Source organism: Paenibacillus oryzisoli, from assembly GCF_001653565.1.
Taxonomy (GTDB): domain Bacteria; phylum Bacillota; class Bacilli; order Paenibacillales; family NBRC-103111; genus Paenibacillus_E; species Paenibacillus_E oryzisoli.
The window spans coordinates 19,316-39,555 of record NZ_LYPB01000095.1; the positions used below are offsets into that span (position 1 = coordinate 19,316).

Here is a 20,240-nt window from a genome sequence, read left to right on the forward strand (position 1 = left end):
CCCCTTTCTTCGATTTCTTTGCAGAAGCGAGGCAGGCCTATCAATGTAATTGTTGTGCAAGGCCTGCCGCCGTTGACTTATTTATTATTTTTTACTGCTTGGTACCAATCGTTTACTTCTTTCGTAATCTCGTTACCACCTGAGGATTTCCATTTATCAACAAAGCTGTCAAACGAGTCAGGCGACTCCTGCCCATAAATAATTTTCAAGAAGGTCTCGTTTTCCATTTTGCGAAGCAATTCGCCCTTTTGTGCCATTGTCTTCGTTGGCGGCCCGGTAAATTGATCGTATACCGCAGCGTCATCGATATAGGTTTGAAGAACAGCAGCAGCATCAGCCCATTTTTTTGGTCTTGCGGAGAAATACTTCTCGTAAGGGGTCTCCGGTTTAACGCCTTGCCCCAGTTTAGCCATGACTTCAAGCTCTTTCTTAGGCGTCTGGATATCATTGCCGTAAATTGAATATTTCTTCACGTCAATCCAACCACCCGGAATTTTATCATGCTCATACACCGGCTCTCCGTTAACCATGACATAGTCGTAGCCTTCCGCCCAACCGTTGGCGAGCTCCGATTTAGGATCATAAAAGCCAGGTCCCATAATCGCATCCAGATATTTAAAGAAGGCTTCCATGTATTTAAAATCCTTATTGAAATAGAACCGAACAGATGATTGAGGCTCACTGCCAAATCCTCTATTTCCATCTACGCCCGCAGGAATCGGCACAGGTACATAATTAAACTTCATATCGGCATTAAACGGGTAAGTAGCCATCCAAGTAGGTCCAAATACCATACCTGATTTCCCTTGAACAAAGCTCTCAGCTGCCTTCGCTTCATCCTGCACGCCAGCATCCTTATCGAGATAACCTTTGCTCATCCATTCGCTAAGTTTCGCGAGTCCTTCCTTGACTATCGGTTGAATAGATCCGTATTGCAGTGTTCCATTCTCTGCTTCCGTCCAGTAAGTCGGAACGGCTTTTTTCCCGAAAATAAAGTCGCTCGAAACCATATAAGTATCTTTAACGGCCGATACACCTTTTTTCAGGGAAACGGATAAGCCAAAGGTATCCTTCACGCCATTGCCGTCCGGATCTTTATTTACAAATGCATCCATGACGTTTTCCATTTCACTCATGGTTTTTGGTGCCTTTAGACCCAGCTTGTCCAGCCAATCTTGACGGATCCATAAGACACTGAATGAGCTGTTAGCATTAAACGTCGGAAGACCGTAATGCTTACCTTCATAGGTTACCGTATTCCAGATTTCAGGATATTTCGCGTATAGCTCCTTAATTCGAGGCGAGGCATATTTATTAAACGCTTCATCAATTGACATCACCTTGCCGGAATCAACAACCTGATTCTCTAGTGTCGGGTCGCTTAATGTGAACACATCCGGAAGCTTGTCATTGGAATTAAGAAGCAGCCGTAATCTAGTAGTATAAGCCTCCCCCGTACCAACGGTCCAATCCACCTTGAAGTTGATTCCAAACCTTTCTTTCGCCCATCGGGTATGAACGTTATCTTCAATACTCTCCTTATTCTTAAATTGGTTATCAGAGCCGACAACACGGCCCAGCGTAATGGTGGCTTCTTCACTTACCGCATTCCCGTTGTTTCCTTGCCCATTCTGATTTGCCTTTGAGTTAGAATCCGGGGCATTTGAACTGCAACCAGCCGCTGTCAATAGAGCAAGAACTGCAATCAAGGCGATTGACGTTTTTCTTGTAAATCTTTTCTTCAATTTCATGACCTCCTTATGTATGGTTGATTTCCAGTATACTGCCCTCACTACAATCTATTAAATACGAATAAAAAGAGAAATATGCAACTATTTTAGTCAGTATTTTTTAAGTTCAAATTCTTATATGATTGGTTATTTTTTTTATATATCCTATTTACTTTACAGCATCTATTATAGTTTGTATCTTTATAATTTTTATATGGCGGTGATCAACTTGTTATTTACAGGAACAAACTACCATCCGCATGACTGGCCAACAGAGCGGTGGAGACGCGACATTGAATTAATGCGCGAGGCTTCTTTTAATATTGTCCGTCTCGGTCATTTATGTTGGGACAGCTATGAGCCTTCCGAAGGAAATTTTACGTTTGAGTGGTTTGATGAGGTTATGGACCACTTTCATGAAGCAGGGATCCAGGTTGTACTTGATATTGCCACCCGCCCTGCGCCTACTTGGCTGCATAAGAAGTACCCGGACATTAGTCTCACGGATACAAACGGCATTCGAATGGAAGCACACTCTCGTTATATGGAGGATATCGGGCATCCGGCCTTCCAGGAATATGCGCTGCGATTCGCCGAAAAGCTAATATGCCGGTACCGAAAGCACCCAGCGCTATATGCTTTCGGTCTGTGCAACGAGCTTGGCTCTGGTGCCCCCTCCTATTCCATTGCTGCAAGAAATCGATTTATTGAGTGGTTGCGCCATAAATACGAAACCATTGGCAACCTGAATGCTGCCTGGACCACTCAAAGATGGTCACGCAAACTGGCAAGCTTCCATGATGTTGTCCTCCCTGTATCCGGCAAAGTTCAAGGCGCTCCGGAGCGTGTTCTGGATATGTGGCGTTTCTATTCCGACGAAACGTTAGCTTACATGCAAAAACTGAGCACTCTTGTCAAAAAATTAGCTCCGGGTGCACGAGAAACGACCAATCACTGGTCTGAAAATCCGGGTTACGGGTTTGATTACTTGAAGCAGTACCGGGATATCGTGGATTTACCGGGTATCGGTTTCTATCCGGGTACCAACCCTGAAGACAGACGCGCTTTGACTGCTGCATGCTTCTTCATGGATCACCGTACCGGAGAGCTGGACGAGCCTATATGGTGCCTTGAATTTCAGACAGGTGACTTTGGCGGCTACGGCTCGCCTCGCAAAGCGATGAGAATGTATGCTTATTTATCTCTTATTTATAGATCTCAGGCGGTTTGTGCGTGGACCTGGCGCTCTATGCTTGGGGGAGAAGAACAGTATATTTTCGGCCTGCTGGATCATGACGGTGTTCCAGGCTGGAAGTATGACGAATTCAAACAATTCTCAGAGGAATTCAAGTTGCTGCAGAGCCATGGCTTCCCGCGAAAGACGAAACCGGAAATTGCCATCGCTTATTCCTATGAAAGCTTGAAGGTTATGGCCGGCAACCGCAGCTACTATAAATCTGATTATACCCATCAGGTGCTTCAAGCTTACGATTCGGTAGTTAGAGCTAATCTAGACTGCAACATCGTGAATCTGCGAGATATGCGCAAGGACTACAAAATCCTTCTTGTGCCTGGTCATGCCGTCATGGACAAAGCCTCCGCCTCAGCTATTCGTTCCTATGTGGAGAAGGGCGGAACCGTTATCATGACAGCATACTCTTCTAAGGTAAATGAACATAATCAAGTCTTCGACACAACCTTACCAGGAGAACTCAGCGATGTATTTGGCATCCGTTGTGGAGCCTTCACACGCACCAGAAGCCACACTCCTTCAGAAAACGCAGGTGGATTGGAGAAAGCCGAGCTTAGGCTGGAACGTGAGCGTCCGATTATTCAACTCGGGGAATCGCAGCATACTCCTGAGATCGATTATTATGAAATACTCGAAGTCCGCACTGCCCAGGCAACAGCCACTTTTACAAATACGCTTGAATTGTCCCCTGCTGTCACTAGAAACCGATACGGAAAGGGAGAAGCTATCTATGTCGCTATTCCAGCAGAAACTTCCTTTGTCAGCTCGCTACTTGAACAACTATTTCCAGAACGGGGTATTATCAAGGGGCCAACTACTCCACTTGGCGTAGTCGCTCGCAGACTTGAAGATGATTCTGTCATCTTCGTAAATACGACCGGCACGGATCAAACTATTTCGCTCAACAAGCCTGCTACGGGGTTATTGACGGGTCGCCATTTCGATCAAGTAATGGTACTTAGCGGCTACGAAGCAGATGTATTAATTTAAGTTCTACCATGAGGAGGAGACTAATATGACAGAACGCATCAAACACGTTGCGCAAATCGCACCATCAGCAAGACAAATGGCTTGGCAGGAGCTTGAGTTCTATTCCTTTATTCACTTCGGAGTTAATACTTTCACGGACAAGGAGTGGGGACTTGGAGACGAAGAGCCATCCATTTTTAATCCAACCGAATTTGACGCAAATCAATGGGTAGAGGTATGCAAATCGGCAGGCATGAAAGGACTCATTCTGACCTGTAAGCATCATGATGGTTTCTGCCTATGGCCAAGCTCGTATACCGATCATTCGGTTAAGAATAGTCCATGGAAAGACGGAGCAGGGGACATGGTTCAAGAAGTAGCCGATGCTTGTCGCAAAGGCGGATTGGCCTTTGGCGTATATTTATCGCCATGGGATCGGCATGATAATCGCTATGGAACCGAAGTATATAACACCTACTTCAAGGATCAGCTTCAGGAGCTTCTCACCGGTTATGGAGATATCTTCTGTGTGTGGTTTGATGGCGCATGTGGAGAAGGACCAAATGGCTTAAAGCAGGTTTATGATTGGGACGGCTATTACAATGTCATTCGCAGCCTTCAACCAAATGCAGTGATCTCCGTCTGTGGTCCGGATGTTCGATGGTGCGGAAATGAAGCGGGCCATACCCGAGATTCGGAATGGAGCGTAGTTCCTGAGGAGCTTAAGGATTGCGAGAAGATTCAAGAGGAGTCCCAACATATCGACGACGGCGAATTCTCCAAACGCTCTAATTCCCGGGACGAAAATCTGGGAAGCCGAGCAACCATTAAATACAAAGATAAGCTTGTATGGTATCCTGCGGAAGTAAACACGTCTATCCGGCCAGGCTGGTTCTACCACTCTGCTGAAGACGACAAGGTAAGGAGCCTTGAAACCCTGCTTGATATTTATTACAAATCAGTTGGAGGAAATTCTACGTTTCTGTTAAATTTGCCACCAGACAAACGAGGACTTATCCATGAGAACGATGCCCAACGCATGACAGAGCTTGGTGAAGTGATCAGAACGATATTTCAACATAATCTTACCTCCGGGGCTGTCGCAATTGCAGCGGAATCTCTCGATGAGGAGCACAACGCAATGCGCATGCTTGATGGCAACAAGGATTCTTACTGGTGTCCAAATGAAGGAACAGAACAGGTTGTTATTGACATTGACCTTGGAATCCCCCAGACCTTTGATACAATCGTGCTAAAAGAACATATTGGGTCCGGTCAACGTATTGAGAAACTTTGTATAGAGGTTCTAGAGGGTGGAGTATGGAAGCGGACAGTCGGCTGCACGGTTGTTGGCTATAAGCGTATTCTGACCTTTGATGAAACCACGGCAAGACAAATCAGGCTGGTGATCGAGGAGTCACGCTGGTGTCCGACCATTTCCGCTTTTGAAGTATATTACAGCACCGGTAAAAAATAAAAAGTGCGCACCGATACTCAATCGGTGCGCGCTTTTCAGTTTATCCTGAAATCGCTGGTAGTTATATTGCCAGGATGGTTTCGGGATAAATGGTTTGATTGTAATTTGTGTTTTGACTCTTACATCATAGACTCGTAACGGTGGAAGGTCAGAAATACGAAGACCGTTATTAAAATGTTCCATGATACCTTGCATATCACATATATACTAGAAAAGATGCGGTACATAGGTTAATACACGTTGTAACCAGTTTCTGATTTCCGGAATAAGTTGAGTATTTACTAGATTCACATATCACATTTCAGATATCCTCATGCAGATTAGAGATTAATCGCTTCTGTGCTATTTTCTCCCCCATTTTATCCCTTTTCCTATATGTAGATGGCGTATCCCCAAAATGCGCTTTGAATACACCAATAAAATAGCTCAAGGTATTGAATCCAACATCCAACGAAATCTCCGTAATTCTCCGATCCGTTTCTCGGAGCAGAATTGCCGCTCGTTGCACCCGCACTTGATTTAAGTACACTAGTGGGCTTTTTCCTGTGTAACTCTTGAAATATCTGCAGAAATAGGAATCGCTAAATGACACTAGCGCCGCTAAATCCTCCAATCGGATAGGAAGGCTGAAATTCAAGTTTATATACGCAATGATCATTTTTAATCGATCTACTTTTGTATGGTTGACCGATAACGGAAGCTCACGAAAGACGGGTCCACCAAGCAGGATAAGCTTAGAAATAATCATTAGCAGCAGTCCCTTTGTCGATAATTCATACAAGAGCCCTTCGCTCACATTCAACTGGAAAACTTCCTGTAGCAATGCTAACAATTCCTTTTCCCTTTCCGTATGACGAGTAATGTGTACAGGAATGACAAAATTCTGCTGAATCAAGGGGAGAATATATTTCTCACGGACAATATCAAATTGCCCACCTCCCAAAACATCCGCGTGAAATACTATTGCCGTAAAGCAACACGCTTCATCATCAACAAGTTGACCTGAATGAAGCTGACCTGCATTAACAAAAATCGCATCCCCAGCTTCCAATGTATAGTCATCCATTGAAACCCGAAATACCGCTTTTCCCTTAGTTACCATGAGAAACTCTAACTCCTCATGCCAATGAAGTTCGAGCAATTCTTCTCCTGGCTGACAGCATATTTCATACACACGTATCGGATACAGTGGATCACCGTGCACACGATTTTCTTTTAGATTAGTTTGCAGCATAACAGTACAGTTATCTCCTTCGAGGTTTAATTAATATCAAAATCATGATAATAATTAATAAAATAATGAAAGAATACATTCATATAAATCAATATACTTTTATTATAAATATTGAAGGGATGATGGCAATGAAATTTTCAAATGGTTATTGGATGACAAAGGAAGGATATACCATTCAAAATCCGATTGATGTTCGGGAGGTTCATGCAGAAGAAGATAAGCTAACCGTCTACACGGCCACGCGGAAAATCCAGCGAAAAGGAGATACGCTAAATGGTGCGATGTTAACCTGCGAATTGAGTTCTCCTCTACCTGATATTATTCGGGTAAGCTGGACTCATCATGCTGGGAGGACTTTGACAGAACCTGCCTTTGAACTCTTCACGAATCCACATACGCCACTTTCTATTAAAAATAGCAGCGACCATGTGACTTTGTCATCTGGCAACTTAAGCGTGAAAATTAACAACCATAGCACATGGGCAGCTGAGTTCTTCTTCGAAAATCGCCGCCTAACCGGTACCAACAGTAAGGGTGCAGGTTATATTACGACAGATAATAAAGAAGCATTTGTGCGTGAACAGCTTGAACTAGGCGTTGGCGAGCATATTTACGGACTTGGCGAGCGCTTTACGAATGTTGTGAAGAACGGGCAGACGATAGATATTTGGAACGAAGATGGTGGCACGAGCTCTGATCAATCCTACAAAAATGTTCCCTTTTACTTATCTAGCAAAGGATATGGTGTGTTCGTTAACCATCCCGAACGTGTCTCGTTCGAAGTAGGCTCTGAAGTTGTATCAAAAGTTCAGTTTAGCGTACCTGGTGAAACGATCGAGTATTTCATCATAGGCGGTAAAACACTTAAAGATGTTTTGAACAATTACACGAAGCTTACCGGTAAACCTGCACTGCCACCCGCGTGGTCCTTCGGACTATGGTTAACAACCTCTTTCACAACCGATTATGACGAAGCAACTGTCAATAGCTTTATTGACGGTATGTTCGAGCGTGACATTCCACTTCATGTCTTCCATTTTGATTGTTTTTGGATGAAAGAATATCAATGGACCAACTTTGAGTGGGATGCCGATATGTTCCCAGACCCTGTTGGCATGCTCAAACGTTTGAAAAACAAGGGTCTCAAAATATGTGTCTGGATCAATTCCTACATTGGTCAGAAGTCGCCTCTTTTTAAAGAAGGTATGGAAAAGGGTTATTTAGTTAAAACCCTGGATGATCACGTTTGGCAATGGGATCTCTGGCAAGCAGGCATGGGTCTAGTCGATTTCACGAATCCAGATGCGACGGAATGGTATAAGGAGCATTTAAGGCGACTAGTGGACATGGGGGTAGATTGTTTCAAAACCGATTTTGGCGAACGCATCCCAACTGATGTCAAATACTATAATGGTTCCGACCCTTTTAAAATGCATAATTATTACACATTCCTTTACAATAAGGCAGTATTCGAAGTGTTAGAAGAAAAGCTTGGCAAGAACGAAGCCATGTTATTTGCCCGCTCTGCAACCGCAGGAGGACAGCAATTCCCGGTTCATTGGGGTGGTGACTGCTCCGCTAATTACGACTCTATGGCAGAATCGCTGCGAGGTGGACTGTCCCTCGGTTTATCGGGCTTCGGTTTCTGGAGCCATGACATCAGCGGATTTGAAAAAACTGCACCACCTGATATCTACAAGCGTTGGGTAGCTTTTGGTTTACTATCTTCTCATAGCCGTCTACATGGCAATGAATCCTATCGCGTTCCATGGCTGTTTGACGAGGAAGCCGTCGATGTGCTCCGCTATTTCACAAAGTTAAAAAGCACCTTAATGCCCTATCTGTTTGGAAGTGCTATCCAATCAACAGAAATGGGGATTCCCATGATGCGAGCGATGGTATTGGATTTCCCTATGGACCCGACCACACATCACCTAGATACACAATACATGCTTGGTGACAGTTTACTCGTTGCCCCTATCTTTAATGAACAAGGTCAGGTACAGTATTATGTTCCTGAGGGACGATGGAGCGATTTCTTTAGCGAGCGCGTCGTTGAAGGCGGTAAATGGCATGAGGAAACACATGGCTACCTATCTATTCCGTTGCTGGTTAAACCCAATACATTGCTAGCGGTTGGAGCAAATGATAGCAAGCCCGATTATGATTATGCCGACGGGGTTTCGTTCCATTTGTTCCAACTTGAGGATGGTGCTACCACGGAATCAGATGTATATGATATTCACACGAAATTACAGTTAAATGGGAAGGCTACTCGACAAGATGGTCTAATTAACATTACCGTTCAAGGCGGGCAAACGAAATCTTACACACTAGTGCTAAGAGGCATACATCAAATCGCTACGGTAGAAGGTGCTACTTGGGCAGATTCTTCGATTGGAATTGTACTTAAACCAGAAACAAATACGTCGCTGATTACTATAAGGTTGTAGTGGAAGCTTAATTTTTAGTTAGAGAACAATTATTTAAATCTTTACCTGTAATATCTAATTGGAGTATGAATACTTATCGCCGGTGCTAGCCCAACTGGGCCCACGCTTGCAGCAGACCTTCTACGACGCGGTCTTAGAGTTTGACTAATTGATAAGGCACCAAACACATTCATGGGCTCTCGTGCAAAGGGAGTTCAACCACGTACTTTTGAGGTCTTTGAAGACCTCGGGGTATTAGAAGAAGCTTTGGCTGAAGGTGGAGAGTGCCCTCTTGCTGGCATCCATATCGGACCGTTTACAGTGCCGTGGCGAATGATACTGCAGAAAATATCCACTCCAAACGCACCTTATCCAAACACCTTATTGATACCTCAGCTCCGCACCGACGCCATCATGCATCGCTTGATCGATCGCAACGGACTTATGATAGAGGTCGGCAAAGCCGTGGAAAGTTTCAAACATGATTCTATTTGTAATTGCGAAGCTCTCTTCCGGGGACAACGTTCGCTGCAAATATCTGATTGGTGCTGATGAAAGCTCAAGCTGACAGCCACCGCACTGATCCTACACTAGCTTATATGATCATATATACATCATTTTTGTACTTATTTAGAATCATATGAGGTTCAAACTTATTTTGCTAAAATAGTTAATTCCTTTTCACTTTTTTCTATTATTATTCAATAGAAACTTCAAATCATATTACAATTTCTAAACACTAATACATCAATCCATGTTGGAATTTAAAATAATCTAGTAAACTCAAAATTACAATTAAATACGAAAAAGCCCATAGCATCAAGGCTAAAGCTCACGTCATTTATATTTCAATCAAGCGACACTTCATCTTCCAATCACCGACAAAACAAGCTACAACTCACAATAATTGTGAGTTGTAGCTTGTTTTGTCTTTATTTAAGTACTTATCCAGGTGTTTTGACATTTAAATTTTGGCGATTTCTCGTTATAAGTAAAATATTGTAAGATTGTTTTACTAGCAGTAGCAGCATTTTGCCCGAATGGCATGTCGAACTCCCGCCATACTTAGACTACACCCACCACATTTCGCCTAACGGTTCTTTAATTAACACCTGTTTCAAATTATACACGGCTTTTCCCAGTCCCTCATCTATGGACATTAATCCGTCTTCATGTTCTATACTTATTGCCCCGTCGTAACCGACTAAACGGAGCGCACTAATAATATCCGACCATACTTTCAAATCGTGTCCATAACCAACGGTACGGAACATCCAAGCTCGACTCAACATATCAGAATACGATTGCATATCGGTTAAACCAAACCTATTTACATTTACTGGATCAATCGCTGTATCCTTCGCATGGAAATGATAAATGGCTCCTTCGTTTCCTAAAATTCGAATGGCCTGAACAGGATCTATTCCTTGCCACCACATATGGCTGGGGTCCAAATTCGCACCGACAACCTCGCCAACCTCTTTGCGAAGCTTTAACAAAGTAGCTGGAGAGTGGACGGAGAAGCCCCCATGCGGCTCAAGAGCAAACTTTACATTGTGCTGTTCGGCAAATTTGCCCATTGCAGTCCAATAAGGAATCACTTTATTTTCCCACTGCCAGGCATGCACTTCTTGAAAATCATTCGGCCATGGGGATACTGGCCAATTTGGATATTTAGCATCTTCATGGTCACCTGGAAGTCCAGAAAACGTCACGACAACTGGAATTTCCAGTTTCTCAGCCAATTGAACGCTTTTTACAATGTCGTCCTGAAAAGCACGAGCAAGTTCCTTTTGAGGATGAAGCGGATTCCCATGGCAGCTTAATGCGCTAATCGTCATGTTCCGGGCATCCACTGCTTTCTTAAACTCCTTAATCCTTTCAGGAGCTTGAAGGAGTTCTCCCGGATTGCAATGAGCGTTTCCGACATATCCACCAGTTCCTATTTCAATGGATTCAACGCCTCGTTCGGCTAGGTAATCCAGGGTCTCTTCAAAGGACTTACTGCCAAATAAAACGGTAAAAACTCCTATTTTCATGGATACCCCTCCATTATTAAACTTCTTTTATTTGTACCCAGCGACGTTCCGCAATCGATAAATCAACCGCTTCTAAGACCTCTTGACATTTCACTCCATCGTGAAAATTTGGACTTGGCAAACGATCTTCTTTTATGGCTTGCAGCAGTTCCAGGATCTCATGAATAAAGGTGTGTTCAAATCCAATGGTATGACCTGGAGGCCACCATGCTTGCATATAGGCGTGTGCCGAATCGGTTGCCAAAACCCTACGGAATCCTTGTACATCTTCTGTGTCTTCGGTAAAATAAACTTCCAGTTCATTCATTCTTTCAAAATCGAATCGGATGCTTCCTTTGCTTCCATTAATTTCAAATGAGTTGGAACAGCGATGTCCTGGTGCAAAACGCGATGCTTCAAAACGCTAAGGCCAGTCATTGAAGAAGGAATTGGTCGTTCTTTAATAAATGTCTCACTCATCCCGATGACCTCGGAAATATCGCCAACCAAGAAATGAGCTAGGTCAATTATATGAGCTCCAAGGTCGCCATGCGAACCAGAACCAGCAATCTCCTTCTGCAGCCGCCAGACAAGGGGAAAATCAGGCTCCAGGATCCACGATCCAATCCTGTAGAAATAATCCACGAAAATGATAAATTTTCCCAATCCTGCCTTCCTGAATCAGCTTCTTGGCAAGCTGCACTGCGGGAGCGAAACGATAATTGAAACCGACCATGTGCTTCACGCCCTCCTCCTCCGCCGCGTATAGCATCTCTCTTGCATCGGCCAAAGTCAGAGCCATCGGTTTCTCGCACAACAAATGCTTACCGGCCTTCACCGCCGCAAGTGCAATCTCTTTATGCGCATCGCTCGGGGCGTTGATATCTATCAAATCAATATCGTCCCTCTCCAACAATTGCCGCCAATCGGTAATATAGCCCTCCCAACCGAATTGACTTGCCGCTTGAGACACTCCTGCTTCATCCCGACCACAGACTAGTTTCATCACTGGTTTTACCGCTTCAGGAAAAAACATAGGTAAGTCACGATACGCATGACTGTGTGCTTTCCCCATAAATTTGTAACCAATCATTCCTACTCGAATGTCCATTATGGCAATATTCCTCTCTTTGTTTTATTCATACCGAATAGCACAATGAAGAGGTAATTTTCGTTTTTTTCTCTTACTCCATACATGACCACATATGTTTTATCCATTCTGGATGTAATTCAAAAGATCAACTTTTTTGCCTGTTTTGGCACTCTCAACAGCTCCAAGTACCATTGCAATGCTATTGATATTATCTCGGCAATCCGTCTCCGCGTATCGGCCTTCCTTTAGGGCAGAGAACATCTCATCGAGACAACCAGCATGGCCCAAGTTTCCAATCATTTATAATCACTTTCAATGCGCGTATAATCACGAATAAACTTGTCTTCTTGACCACTCAGAGAAACGATTTCTGCATAAGGTGCACTATGTCCATCCCAAATTGCAGTCCCTTTTTCACCCGTAACCCGCCAACTAGATTCCCAGGCGGTAGAGGCCCCTTCTGCACACCAAGAGCCGCGATAACAAAAAACGGACTCATCTGACATTTCAAAAATACATATTGCTGCTGCGTTGCCACTGTACCAAGATCCAAATGGATTAAATTCATGACAATATACAGATACGGGATCTGCTCCTAAAATAAAACGTGCTTGGTCAAAAGTATGAATTGCCATATCCAGTACAAGCGGACTATCCATTAAAACACGAAACCCGTCGAAGTGAGCCCCTATGAAAAAGTCGGCGCCAATATACCCTGGAACACCTATTGCTCCAGAGTGAACAAGATGGCGTAACGCGCGAATATTTGGGTTATATCTTTGGTTCTGCATGACTGAGAAGAATCTCCCTTTTCGCTCTACATGCCGAATCATATCACGAGCTTCTGTCATTGTTGCAGCCATAGGTTTTTCACTAAAAACGTCGCATCCATGATTAATGGCCGTTGTACATACACTGAAATGGCTTGCCGGAATCGTTAAGTCGAACACCACATCAGCATTTGTTTGTTGAATAGCAGTAGCTACATCGGTAAATGTCGGGCAAGTCAATCCATAACGTGAAGCTAATGCCTCCGCAGATTCCTTTCTAATATCCACCAACGCTACAATTTCCATGTCTGTTCTTGGGAGGGCATTCTTCATCCATTCATTGGCTATGATTCCGCAGCCAACCGATACAACTTTTATTTTTCCCATACTATGTATCCCCTTATGTTTATTTTATTGGATTTGGAATTAATAATCCGCCACGACATTGCTTCAAATAATTCAATGCATGTACTTGTCCTGTCATTTCCAAATCTCCTTTATATACAGGGTCGTGCCAACCTTCTATATCGATCGTCCCCTCATAGCCAGCCTGTCTTAAAATCGTGATTATGTCCGTCCAATTGCTATCCCCGAAACCAGGGGTACGATGCCAGACAAATTCTTTAGGACCATGGATACCATATTCCTTCACAATATCCCACGCGATTGTGGCATCTTTCCCGTGTACGTGAAATACTTTATGAACCCATTTACGAAGTTGTGGAATCGGATCCATCAAACTAACCAATTGATGGGCAGGTTCCCACTCCAAGCCGATGTTATCCATAGGGACTGCGTTAAACATCATTTCCCAGGCAGTTGGATTATGTGCGATATTCCAGTCCCCCCCCTTCCAATTCCCATCCATGTCGCAATTTTCGAATGCGAGGCGGACTCCTTTATCCATAGCTCTCCTAGATAATTCCCCAAATACTTCTTTAAACCGAGGTATAGATTCATCGATAGGACGGTCAGTGAGACGTCCAGTAAACCCAGTAACGAGATCGACACCAAAGTGATGCGCGTTATCAATCAGACGCTCCCAACTGGCAAGGGTGTCTTCACTATCTCCTATGCCCGTTAGTGGGTTACCAAAAATAGAGAGACAAGAAATTGTCACATCTTTTTCTGCTAAGATGTCATGAAGTCGTTTTGCTGTTTCCCTTAGATCTGTATCTCCAGTAGTCAACCAAAATGAGACATCAAAGCTTTCAAATCCGTGGGGCAAAATTTGTGGGATGACATTCAAGGCATTGCCACCCCACACCATTGTTCCAATACGTAATTTTCCCATAGAGAATCCTCCTCATACAATAACTGACTGGTCCTTCGAACCGCTACACGTCCAAATCTATCTCTCTTTGCCCACGGAAAACCCTAACGCTAAAGCTCTTACCTGAGGTCTCAGCTTGGTATAAGCGTAACAAATCATCTACCGTGTCCACTTTCTCTCGATTCAACTCCAAGATCACATCATCTACTTGAAAGCCTTTCTCCATCTGCCAACTCCCCCACGGAATTGATTCTATAATTACCCCTGTTTCAGCAGGCAAACCCGCAGCAGACACCTCCCCCATCCCAACAATATTTTTAATTTTGCATTGATCCCAACGGGAATACTGTGGGAGACGACCAGATTCGCTGACAACAACGCCAAGTTCAGGCATTTTGGGGGCTTTCGAAATCTTCTTTAATTCAGGCTTGCGTACGCCGAACTGATCCATTGGGAAATTGCGAAACCCCAATTTGAGAGCAGGAGAATCGTTATGCACTTGATAATTGCCAGAAGAAGTATCCATAAACAACGCATCGCCAATCATTGAATGCATATCCCCACCGCTCTGTTCATGAAGTATTAAAGCAGGCTCTGGTTCCAATAAATCGGCATTATGAAGCAGGTTCCAATCGCATATTTGTCCCCATGGTTTTGGTACACGAATGGGAGCATACTCGGTAAAGAAGATATTATTTCGAAAAACGTCCCTACTTCCTTTAAACCATACGTGCGGATGAAACGAATTATTTACCAAAATATTGTTTTCGCATTTTCGGTAGAAACCTTCACGCAACTTAATACCGCCACCGAGACATAAATTATTGTAGATATGATACCAAGTGGAACCATCGTCAAGATCGATATCCCATCCATAATCACATCGCCATCTATTATTTCGGAGGGTAATTGGCCTTACCATATCCAAAATAGGTAATACGTTATCCTCCGTCTCGCTATCCAAATTTATGTTGTCCATATCGATATCTTCCAGTAGCCAATACCTGTCTCTCCCCCACGAGTTAAACGAACCGTGATCGCCTGTTTCAAGAACGGTATCAAATATATCGCAGTGCTCAATGACATGACCACCGAATGTTCCCTCCGACATATTAATTCCAGCTCTTGGTACCTCGTAAATGCTGCAATGTCGAACGGTTATATCGAGAGCCATGGAAATTTGAATTGCCGCAGATTGCTTTTCCACACGTCCAACTCTATAAATCAGGCAGTCCTCAACCAAACACTCTGCTGGGTATTGATTTGTTTTTGGTCCTGGGGTTTGATCAATGTCTTGAAGCTTTTGACGTTCATTATATTCAAACAAGGGACTACGAACTGCATTCGGATCTCCTACAAAAGCAATTCCGTTTGCACCAACATCCATAATATGACATCCTCGAATGACGGCGTTTCGATTATAGCTATCAACGAATACAGCATTCCCGCCTACATGTACGAAAGTACAATCCTTAATTGAACAATTCTCTGTTCCACGCAACACGATCGCACCACCGCGATACGTCGTCCAGTCGCTTCGGAGCAACGGCTCCCGGTTATCCATAAAGGTTCTCTTCGCGTGTTTAAAAGTAAAGCCATTAAGCTGAATATGATGAACCGGAGCATCCTCACTTCCAATAAATTCAATTAAATGTGACAAAAAGACCCCCTCAACCAATGCTTCCTTCAATACCATTTCTGGATAGGGATATACATAGAGCGTTCCGCCTATTTCGTCGTAGTACCATTCCCCTGGAGCGTTCAATTCCTCAAAAATATGTTCCACATAGCGGTAATCATCATGCATACCCATTTGCCGATTATTTTGCCAGCCTCCTTCCATTAGAAGCTGGTTGTTATTATCCTTGCCTTTTATCAGATAATGGTAGTCCCCCCATAAATGCTTGTGCATGGCATGGACGTAACCTCCGGTTGGATTTGTCCAGTTCTTGATCCGTTCTGGTTCCATACAATCCTTGGCGTAGCCATTCATAATACGGGTATGTTCATTAAAACTAGGGTATCTTGCCATATGCATTTGCTTGCCATTTATGAATAACTGATCTAATTTTAAATGGGATGGAATCCCCGTTGTTTGCATAATAGGTCCTTCATATGTAGTCCATTTAAGATCAAGTTTTCTACCACCACTAATAATGACCTCATGGCCAGGCACTGCTTCATAAATGACTTGAACATCTGCGGTTCCAGAGTCCTCTGGCATAAACTTCAGTTCTTCAGTGAGATAGTAAGTACCTCCATATACGAAAACATGGGCCGTCATTCCCTTTTTCGCTGCCAAACGTGCTTCAAGCTGTGCCCGCTGCAGTGTGGAAAAAGGCTCCCCCATGCTCCCTACTGCAAGATCATTTCCACCTGGGGAGACATAAATTTGTACTTTTGAGTTATTCATGCATAGTTTCCTTTCTTTCTAGAGAGCTTCCTTACAGTTCTATTCTCCAGTTCCCTGGAGAATAGAACCCGTATACTTTCTAAATCTTATTGCACTTGAATGTAGTCTAAATTGATATATCCCGTATCACCAGTATCGTATTTATAGGTAATTGTATTGACGCCAGCGTTCAGTGCTAGGACATCCGTTTGGTTCGCCCAAGTATCCCAATTAGCTAGTTTGGCAAAGGTTGCCTGTTTAATTTTCGTTCCATTCACATAAATACTTGCAGTGGACGGATTATTTTGCGCATTGGCGTAACGTGCTGATATGCTGTAATTCCCTGCGGTAGGAACCGTAACACTAAACGTCGTGTTTGCTCCTGAGATCCAATACCCGTCGACAAAGCCTGTTCCCGAGTAGCCCGTATGGTCTGTGTTCACCTTCGCTCCCCCTGATAATTGTGCGGATTCCGCTTCAGCTTTTATCAAAGAAGTGAGCGTAATATTATCGAGATTAATCCAACCCGTATCTCCCGTGTCGTATTTGTAAGCAATCGTATTAGATCCAGAGTTCAGAGTGATGACTTCTGATTGATTCCCCCATGTATCCCAGTTCGCCAGTTTGGGGAAGTTTGATTGTTTAATTTTCGTTCCGTTTACATAGAGACTTGCTGTAGATGGATTGTTCTGAGCATTGGCATAACGAGTGGTCACCCGATAGCTGCCAGCAGTTGCAACATTCACGCTAAAAGTCGCAGTTGCTCCGGAAGTCCAGTAACCGTCAACAAATCCCGAACCGGTATATCCCGGATGATCGTTGTTCACTTTTGCGCCACTCGACAATTGAGCGCTCTCCGCTTCATACGTGCCCACACCTGTGCTCGATCCATCCAAGGTGGAACTTCTGTACTGATCCGGCGTTGTTCCCGGTCTCACAAGCACGATGGTTTCCCCAGCCATGGTGTTAAAGCTAAGCAAGGAGCCGGAAAGCGTCTGACTCTGAACACCATTGCGATAAAGCACGACATTTGTTGTCCACGGGTTTCGAACACGAGCTACATTTCCAAGCTTCGATTCAATCTCGACATATTGAATATCCCCTGATTTCATGGAAGAGGAAACCTCGAAACCATCTTTTGCAAGCAGTTTGTATTTGGCGTCCCACGCCGTTGGCCATGCCGGGAACACGCGTATCACGGGATCACCGACAGGCGTTGGACTAAGGCTTTGATTGAGCGCTTCCTGAATCGCAGCGGAGAAAGTCCCATAGCCTTCTGCCGAATAATAATCACCTTGGTCAAATAGCAGGTTCGGGTTCACGCCATTAATAGTGAACACACCATATTGTGTATTTAAAATCTCATCCATATCTTGCGCCCGCCCAAGTTTCGCAGCGTCCACATGAAAGCGGCTGGATCCGTTTCTGTCAACAACCTGATTTTGAACTTGATTGTAGTAGCCCGGAGAATGGAGAAACGTATTAAGCGCGATTGCCCAATCACCGTTATCTAGACCCTGATCTCTGGTTTCCAAATTTAGGACATCATACTTCTCAAGCATCTTAAAGATCGGGCTTTCAGTCCCATGCAGATCTCTAATAAAGTATGCCGGTTGCAGTCCCTGCGCCCATGCGGGCTGATTCGTCGCAAGTTGCGAAGCAAGCGATGAATTTGTACTACCCGCCCATAGGGCTCCGGTGTCCGTGCGCAATGGATATCTCGCGAGATTGTCACGGCGATCCACCCACTGCGGTCGCAAAGTTGAGTCGACTCCTAGCAAGGTTGAAGCCTCAACTACGGCCGCAAACACGCCTCTAGCCATGGACAAATCATCAATGACGTCCTTACCAGCCCAAATATGTTCGTGAAGGTTGGTATTATAGAAATGATATTTCCCATCGGTCTCTTTTCTTAAACCTGCATAAGTTCGGTAAAGCTCAGCCGCACCTTTGATAAAGGGATAGGCTTCATCCCTTAACCAGTTAAGGTCTTTGGTGTGAAGATAGACTTGCCAGTAATACTCCGCAGTTTCCTGCGTAGCCATCATCGTATGCGACACATAACTCGCTTGGTTATTGGCGCCGAATACGTTCCAATTCCACACTGGAAGAAATGTATTTCGCTGCGCAGTTAAATTTGTGAAATCTTGCGAACGCGTGTTGGTGGTGAAATTGTAATATTGCTTTACGGAAGTGGCAATATTACTCGGTAGCGTTTCCCATCCAAGGACACCAGCCGTCTCACCGATAAAAGTCCCTTGGCTGCCCCACATTTGATCTGCGGCGGTTACGTATTGCTGATAACTTCTATCCCGCATTTTAAACATCGGATCCATCAATTCCATATGATTTGCCGCAATCAAAGGCTGGTACAAGGAATCTTGGTTCCAGTTCCAAAAAAAGCTACCCCAATCCCGCCGATCCTCCTCGCCGATCCAGATTCCGCCGTTATACTTGGAGGGGAAATTTCCTCGGTTGGATATCGCTGCCAAATACATGTAATAGTTGCGCCGTTGTTCAAAATCTTTCTTCGAAGGCAAATAGATATAAGATTTATCCCAGAAGGCGCTCCACCATCCCTGACTGGACGCATATATGCTGCTATACGTCGGGGAATTCAATGCGTTCGCGATCGCATTGGCTTTTACGTTTACTGATTGACTCATGGTTGAGTCTCCCCCAATAATGACCGTGAAGCTACCGCTTTGCGCTGGCAAATTCAAGCGAAGCGCTTGACGAGTGCCAACTGTGCTGGTGGAAACCGAGGAAACATTCCTGCCTTGAACTGTTGCCGCAACGGCTGTGCGGTTGTAATAATTATTAACTGCTATCCCTGTACTGCTTGGTTCCTGAATCACTTGCTCCAGTACAATCGTCTTATTATCTGATTCCGTGGTAAGCGTGGAAACCGCGGAATGAGCCCCCCATACTTGGTTCGCTGCGCGCAGCATGGCCAGATCGACAGTGATCGCAGTAGGCGTCGCGCGATTATCCGTTATTTGAATCGCGATGGCATCTGAATTCATATTTGCAATGACATTGATGGCAACTCCTGTCCCCATAATGTTCAGTTTGCCGTCATAAAGGGATAAACGTTGTTGCGTAGCAGCATCAAAAACCGTACCTGATCCAAAACCAACATGGACACGTCCCAAAGCACCTCCACCAGAATTTTGATGATCTTTGGAGACGGAAGAGGCATCGTTGAACATAAAGCTATCTGTGTGGTTCAACTGCATACTAAGCGTATTTCCACTGCTCTGCCAAACAGGGCCACCGAACCTTCCAGTCGCCACAGGCATTCCTTTATTACCGCTTGTAATTAATCCCGTATAAGTTAGATCAGACCGCCCTATTAGTTCGCTATAATTGGGATTAAAAACGGGATTTACTGGATTGCTAAACGCTGGTAAAACAGGAGATAGTGGAGCCGTGATTTCTGCATGCGTCTGCTTAGGGAAAATTGTAATCGTTTGCAAAAGCATGATTAAAACCATGAATGGGGATAAAATTGTATAGATATGTCTTTTTGTCACCCTGCTTCCTCCTTAATAAATGTTTCTTTTCATTCATTGCTTGAACTCCTGAATTACAAACATT

The 20,240-nt window shown here is 44.2% G+C and carries 10 protein-coding genes and 2 pseudogenes; 4 read left to right on the forward strand and 8 right to left on the reverse strand.

Going from position 1 to position 20,240, the window contains the following annotated elements; translation table 11 throughout:
* Nucleotides 1-77: 77 nt before the first annotated feature.
* Nucleotides 78-1,745, reverse strand: a complete 1,668-nt coding sequence (locus A8708_RS34060; protein WP_082927993.1) for an extracellular solute-binding protein — start codon at nucleotides 1,743-1,745, stop codon at nucleotides 78-80.
* 199 nt (nucleotides 1,746-1,944) lie between these two features.
* On the opposite strand from A8708_RS34060, the gene A8708_RS34065 reads away from it, so the two are divergent.
* Both A8708_RS34065 and A8708_RS34070 read left to right on the forward strand, forming a co-directional pair.
* Nucleotides 1,945-3,972: a beta-galactosidase gene (locus A8708_RS34065; RefSeq protein WP_068671521.1), complete on the forward strand. Its 2,028-nt coding sequence runs from the start codon at nucleotides 1,945-1,947 to the stop codon at nucleotides 3,970-3,972.
* A 25-nt stretch (nucleotides 3,973-3,997) separates the two neighbouring features.
* Entirely contained in the window at nucleotides 3,998-5,428 is a 1,431-nt protein-coding gene (locus A8708_RS34070) for an alpha-L-fucosidase (protein ID WP_068671453.1), read from the forward strand.
* A 301-nt stretch (nucleotides 5,429-5,729) separates the two neighbouring features.
* Here the strand turns inward: A8708_RS34070 and A8708_RS34075 are convergent, their stop codons facing one another.
* The gene (locus A8708_RS34075) at nucleotides 5,730-6,662 is read right to left on the reverse strand and encodes an AraC family transcriptional regulator (protein WP_068671455.1); all 933 of its coding nucleotides are present in this window, start codon (nucleotides 6,660-6,662) and stop codon (nucleotides 5,730-5,732) included.
* A 128-nt stretch (nucleotides 6,663-6,790) separates the two neighbouring features.
* Here A8708_RS34075 and yicI point away from each other — a divergent pair, with 128 nt between their 5' ends.
* Both yicI and A8708_RS34085 read left to right on the forward strand, forming a co-directional pair.
* Nucleotides 6,791-9,115, forward strand: a complete 2,325-nt coding sequence (gene yicI / locus A8708_RS34080; RefSeq protein ID WP_068671457.1) for an alpha-xylosidase — start codon at nucleotides 6,791-6,793, stop codon at nucleotides 9,113-9,115.
* Nucleotides 9,116-9,286: 171 nt separating this feature from the next.
* Nucleotides 9,287-9,646 (forward strand): FAD-dependent monooxygenase, encoded by a 360-nt coding sequence (locus A8708_RS34085; RefSeq protein ID WP_068671459.1) that lies wholly within the window; start codon nucleotides 9,287-9,289, stop codon nucleotides 9,644-9,646.
* A 518-nt stretch (nucleotides 9,647-10,164) separates the two neighbouring features.
* On the opposite strand, the gene A8708_RS34090 is transcribed toward A8708_RS34085, so the two are convergent.
* From A8708_RS34090 to A8708_RS36700, 6 genes and pseudogenes are all read right to left on the reverse strand, one after another.
* Nucleotides 10,165-11,133: a sugar phosphate isomerase/epimerase family protein gene (locus tag A8708_RS34090; RefSeq protein ID WP_068671461.1), complete on the reverse strand. Its 969-nt coding sequence runs from the start codon at nucleotides 11,131-11,133 to the stop codon at nucleotides 10,165-10,167.
* Nucleotides 11,134-11,149: 16 nt separating this feature from the next.
* A pseudogene (locus tag A8708_RS34095) lies at nucleotides 11,150-12,223 on the reverse strand (Gfo/Idh/MocA family protein).
* Nucleotides 12,224-12,322: 99 nt separating this feature from the next.
* Nucleotides 12,323-13,362, reverse strand: a pseudogene (locus tag A8708_RS34100) (Gfo/Idh/MocA family protein).
* Nucleotides 13,363-13,381: 19 nt separating this feature from the next.
* Nucleotides 13,382-14,269 (reverse strand): sugar phosphate isomerase/epimerase family protein, encoded by an 888-nt coding sequence (locus tag A8708_RS34105; protein ID WP_068671463.1) that lies wholly within the window; start codon nucleotides 14,267-14,269, stop codon nucleotides 13,382-13,384.
* A 43-nt stretch (nucleotides 14,270-14,312) separates the two neighbouring features.
* Nucleotides 14,313-16,661 carry a PDZ domain-containing protein gene (locus tag A8708_RS34110; protein ID WP_068671465.1) on the reverse strand — a complete coding sequence of 783 codons (2,349 nt, stop codon included), beginning with the start codon at nucleotides 16,659-16,661 and terminating at the stop codon, nucleotides 14,313-14,315.
* An 86-nt stretch (nucleotides 16,662-16,747) separates the two neighbouring features.
* Complete coding sequence (locus tag A8708_RS36700; protein ID WP_068671467.1) at nucleotides 16,748-20,176, reverse strand: CBM35 domain-containing protein; 3,429 nt, start codon at nucleotides 20,174-20,176, stop codon at nucleotides 16,748-16,750.
* Nucleotides 20,177-20,240 lie beyond the last annotated feature (64 nt).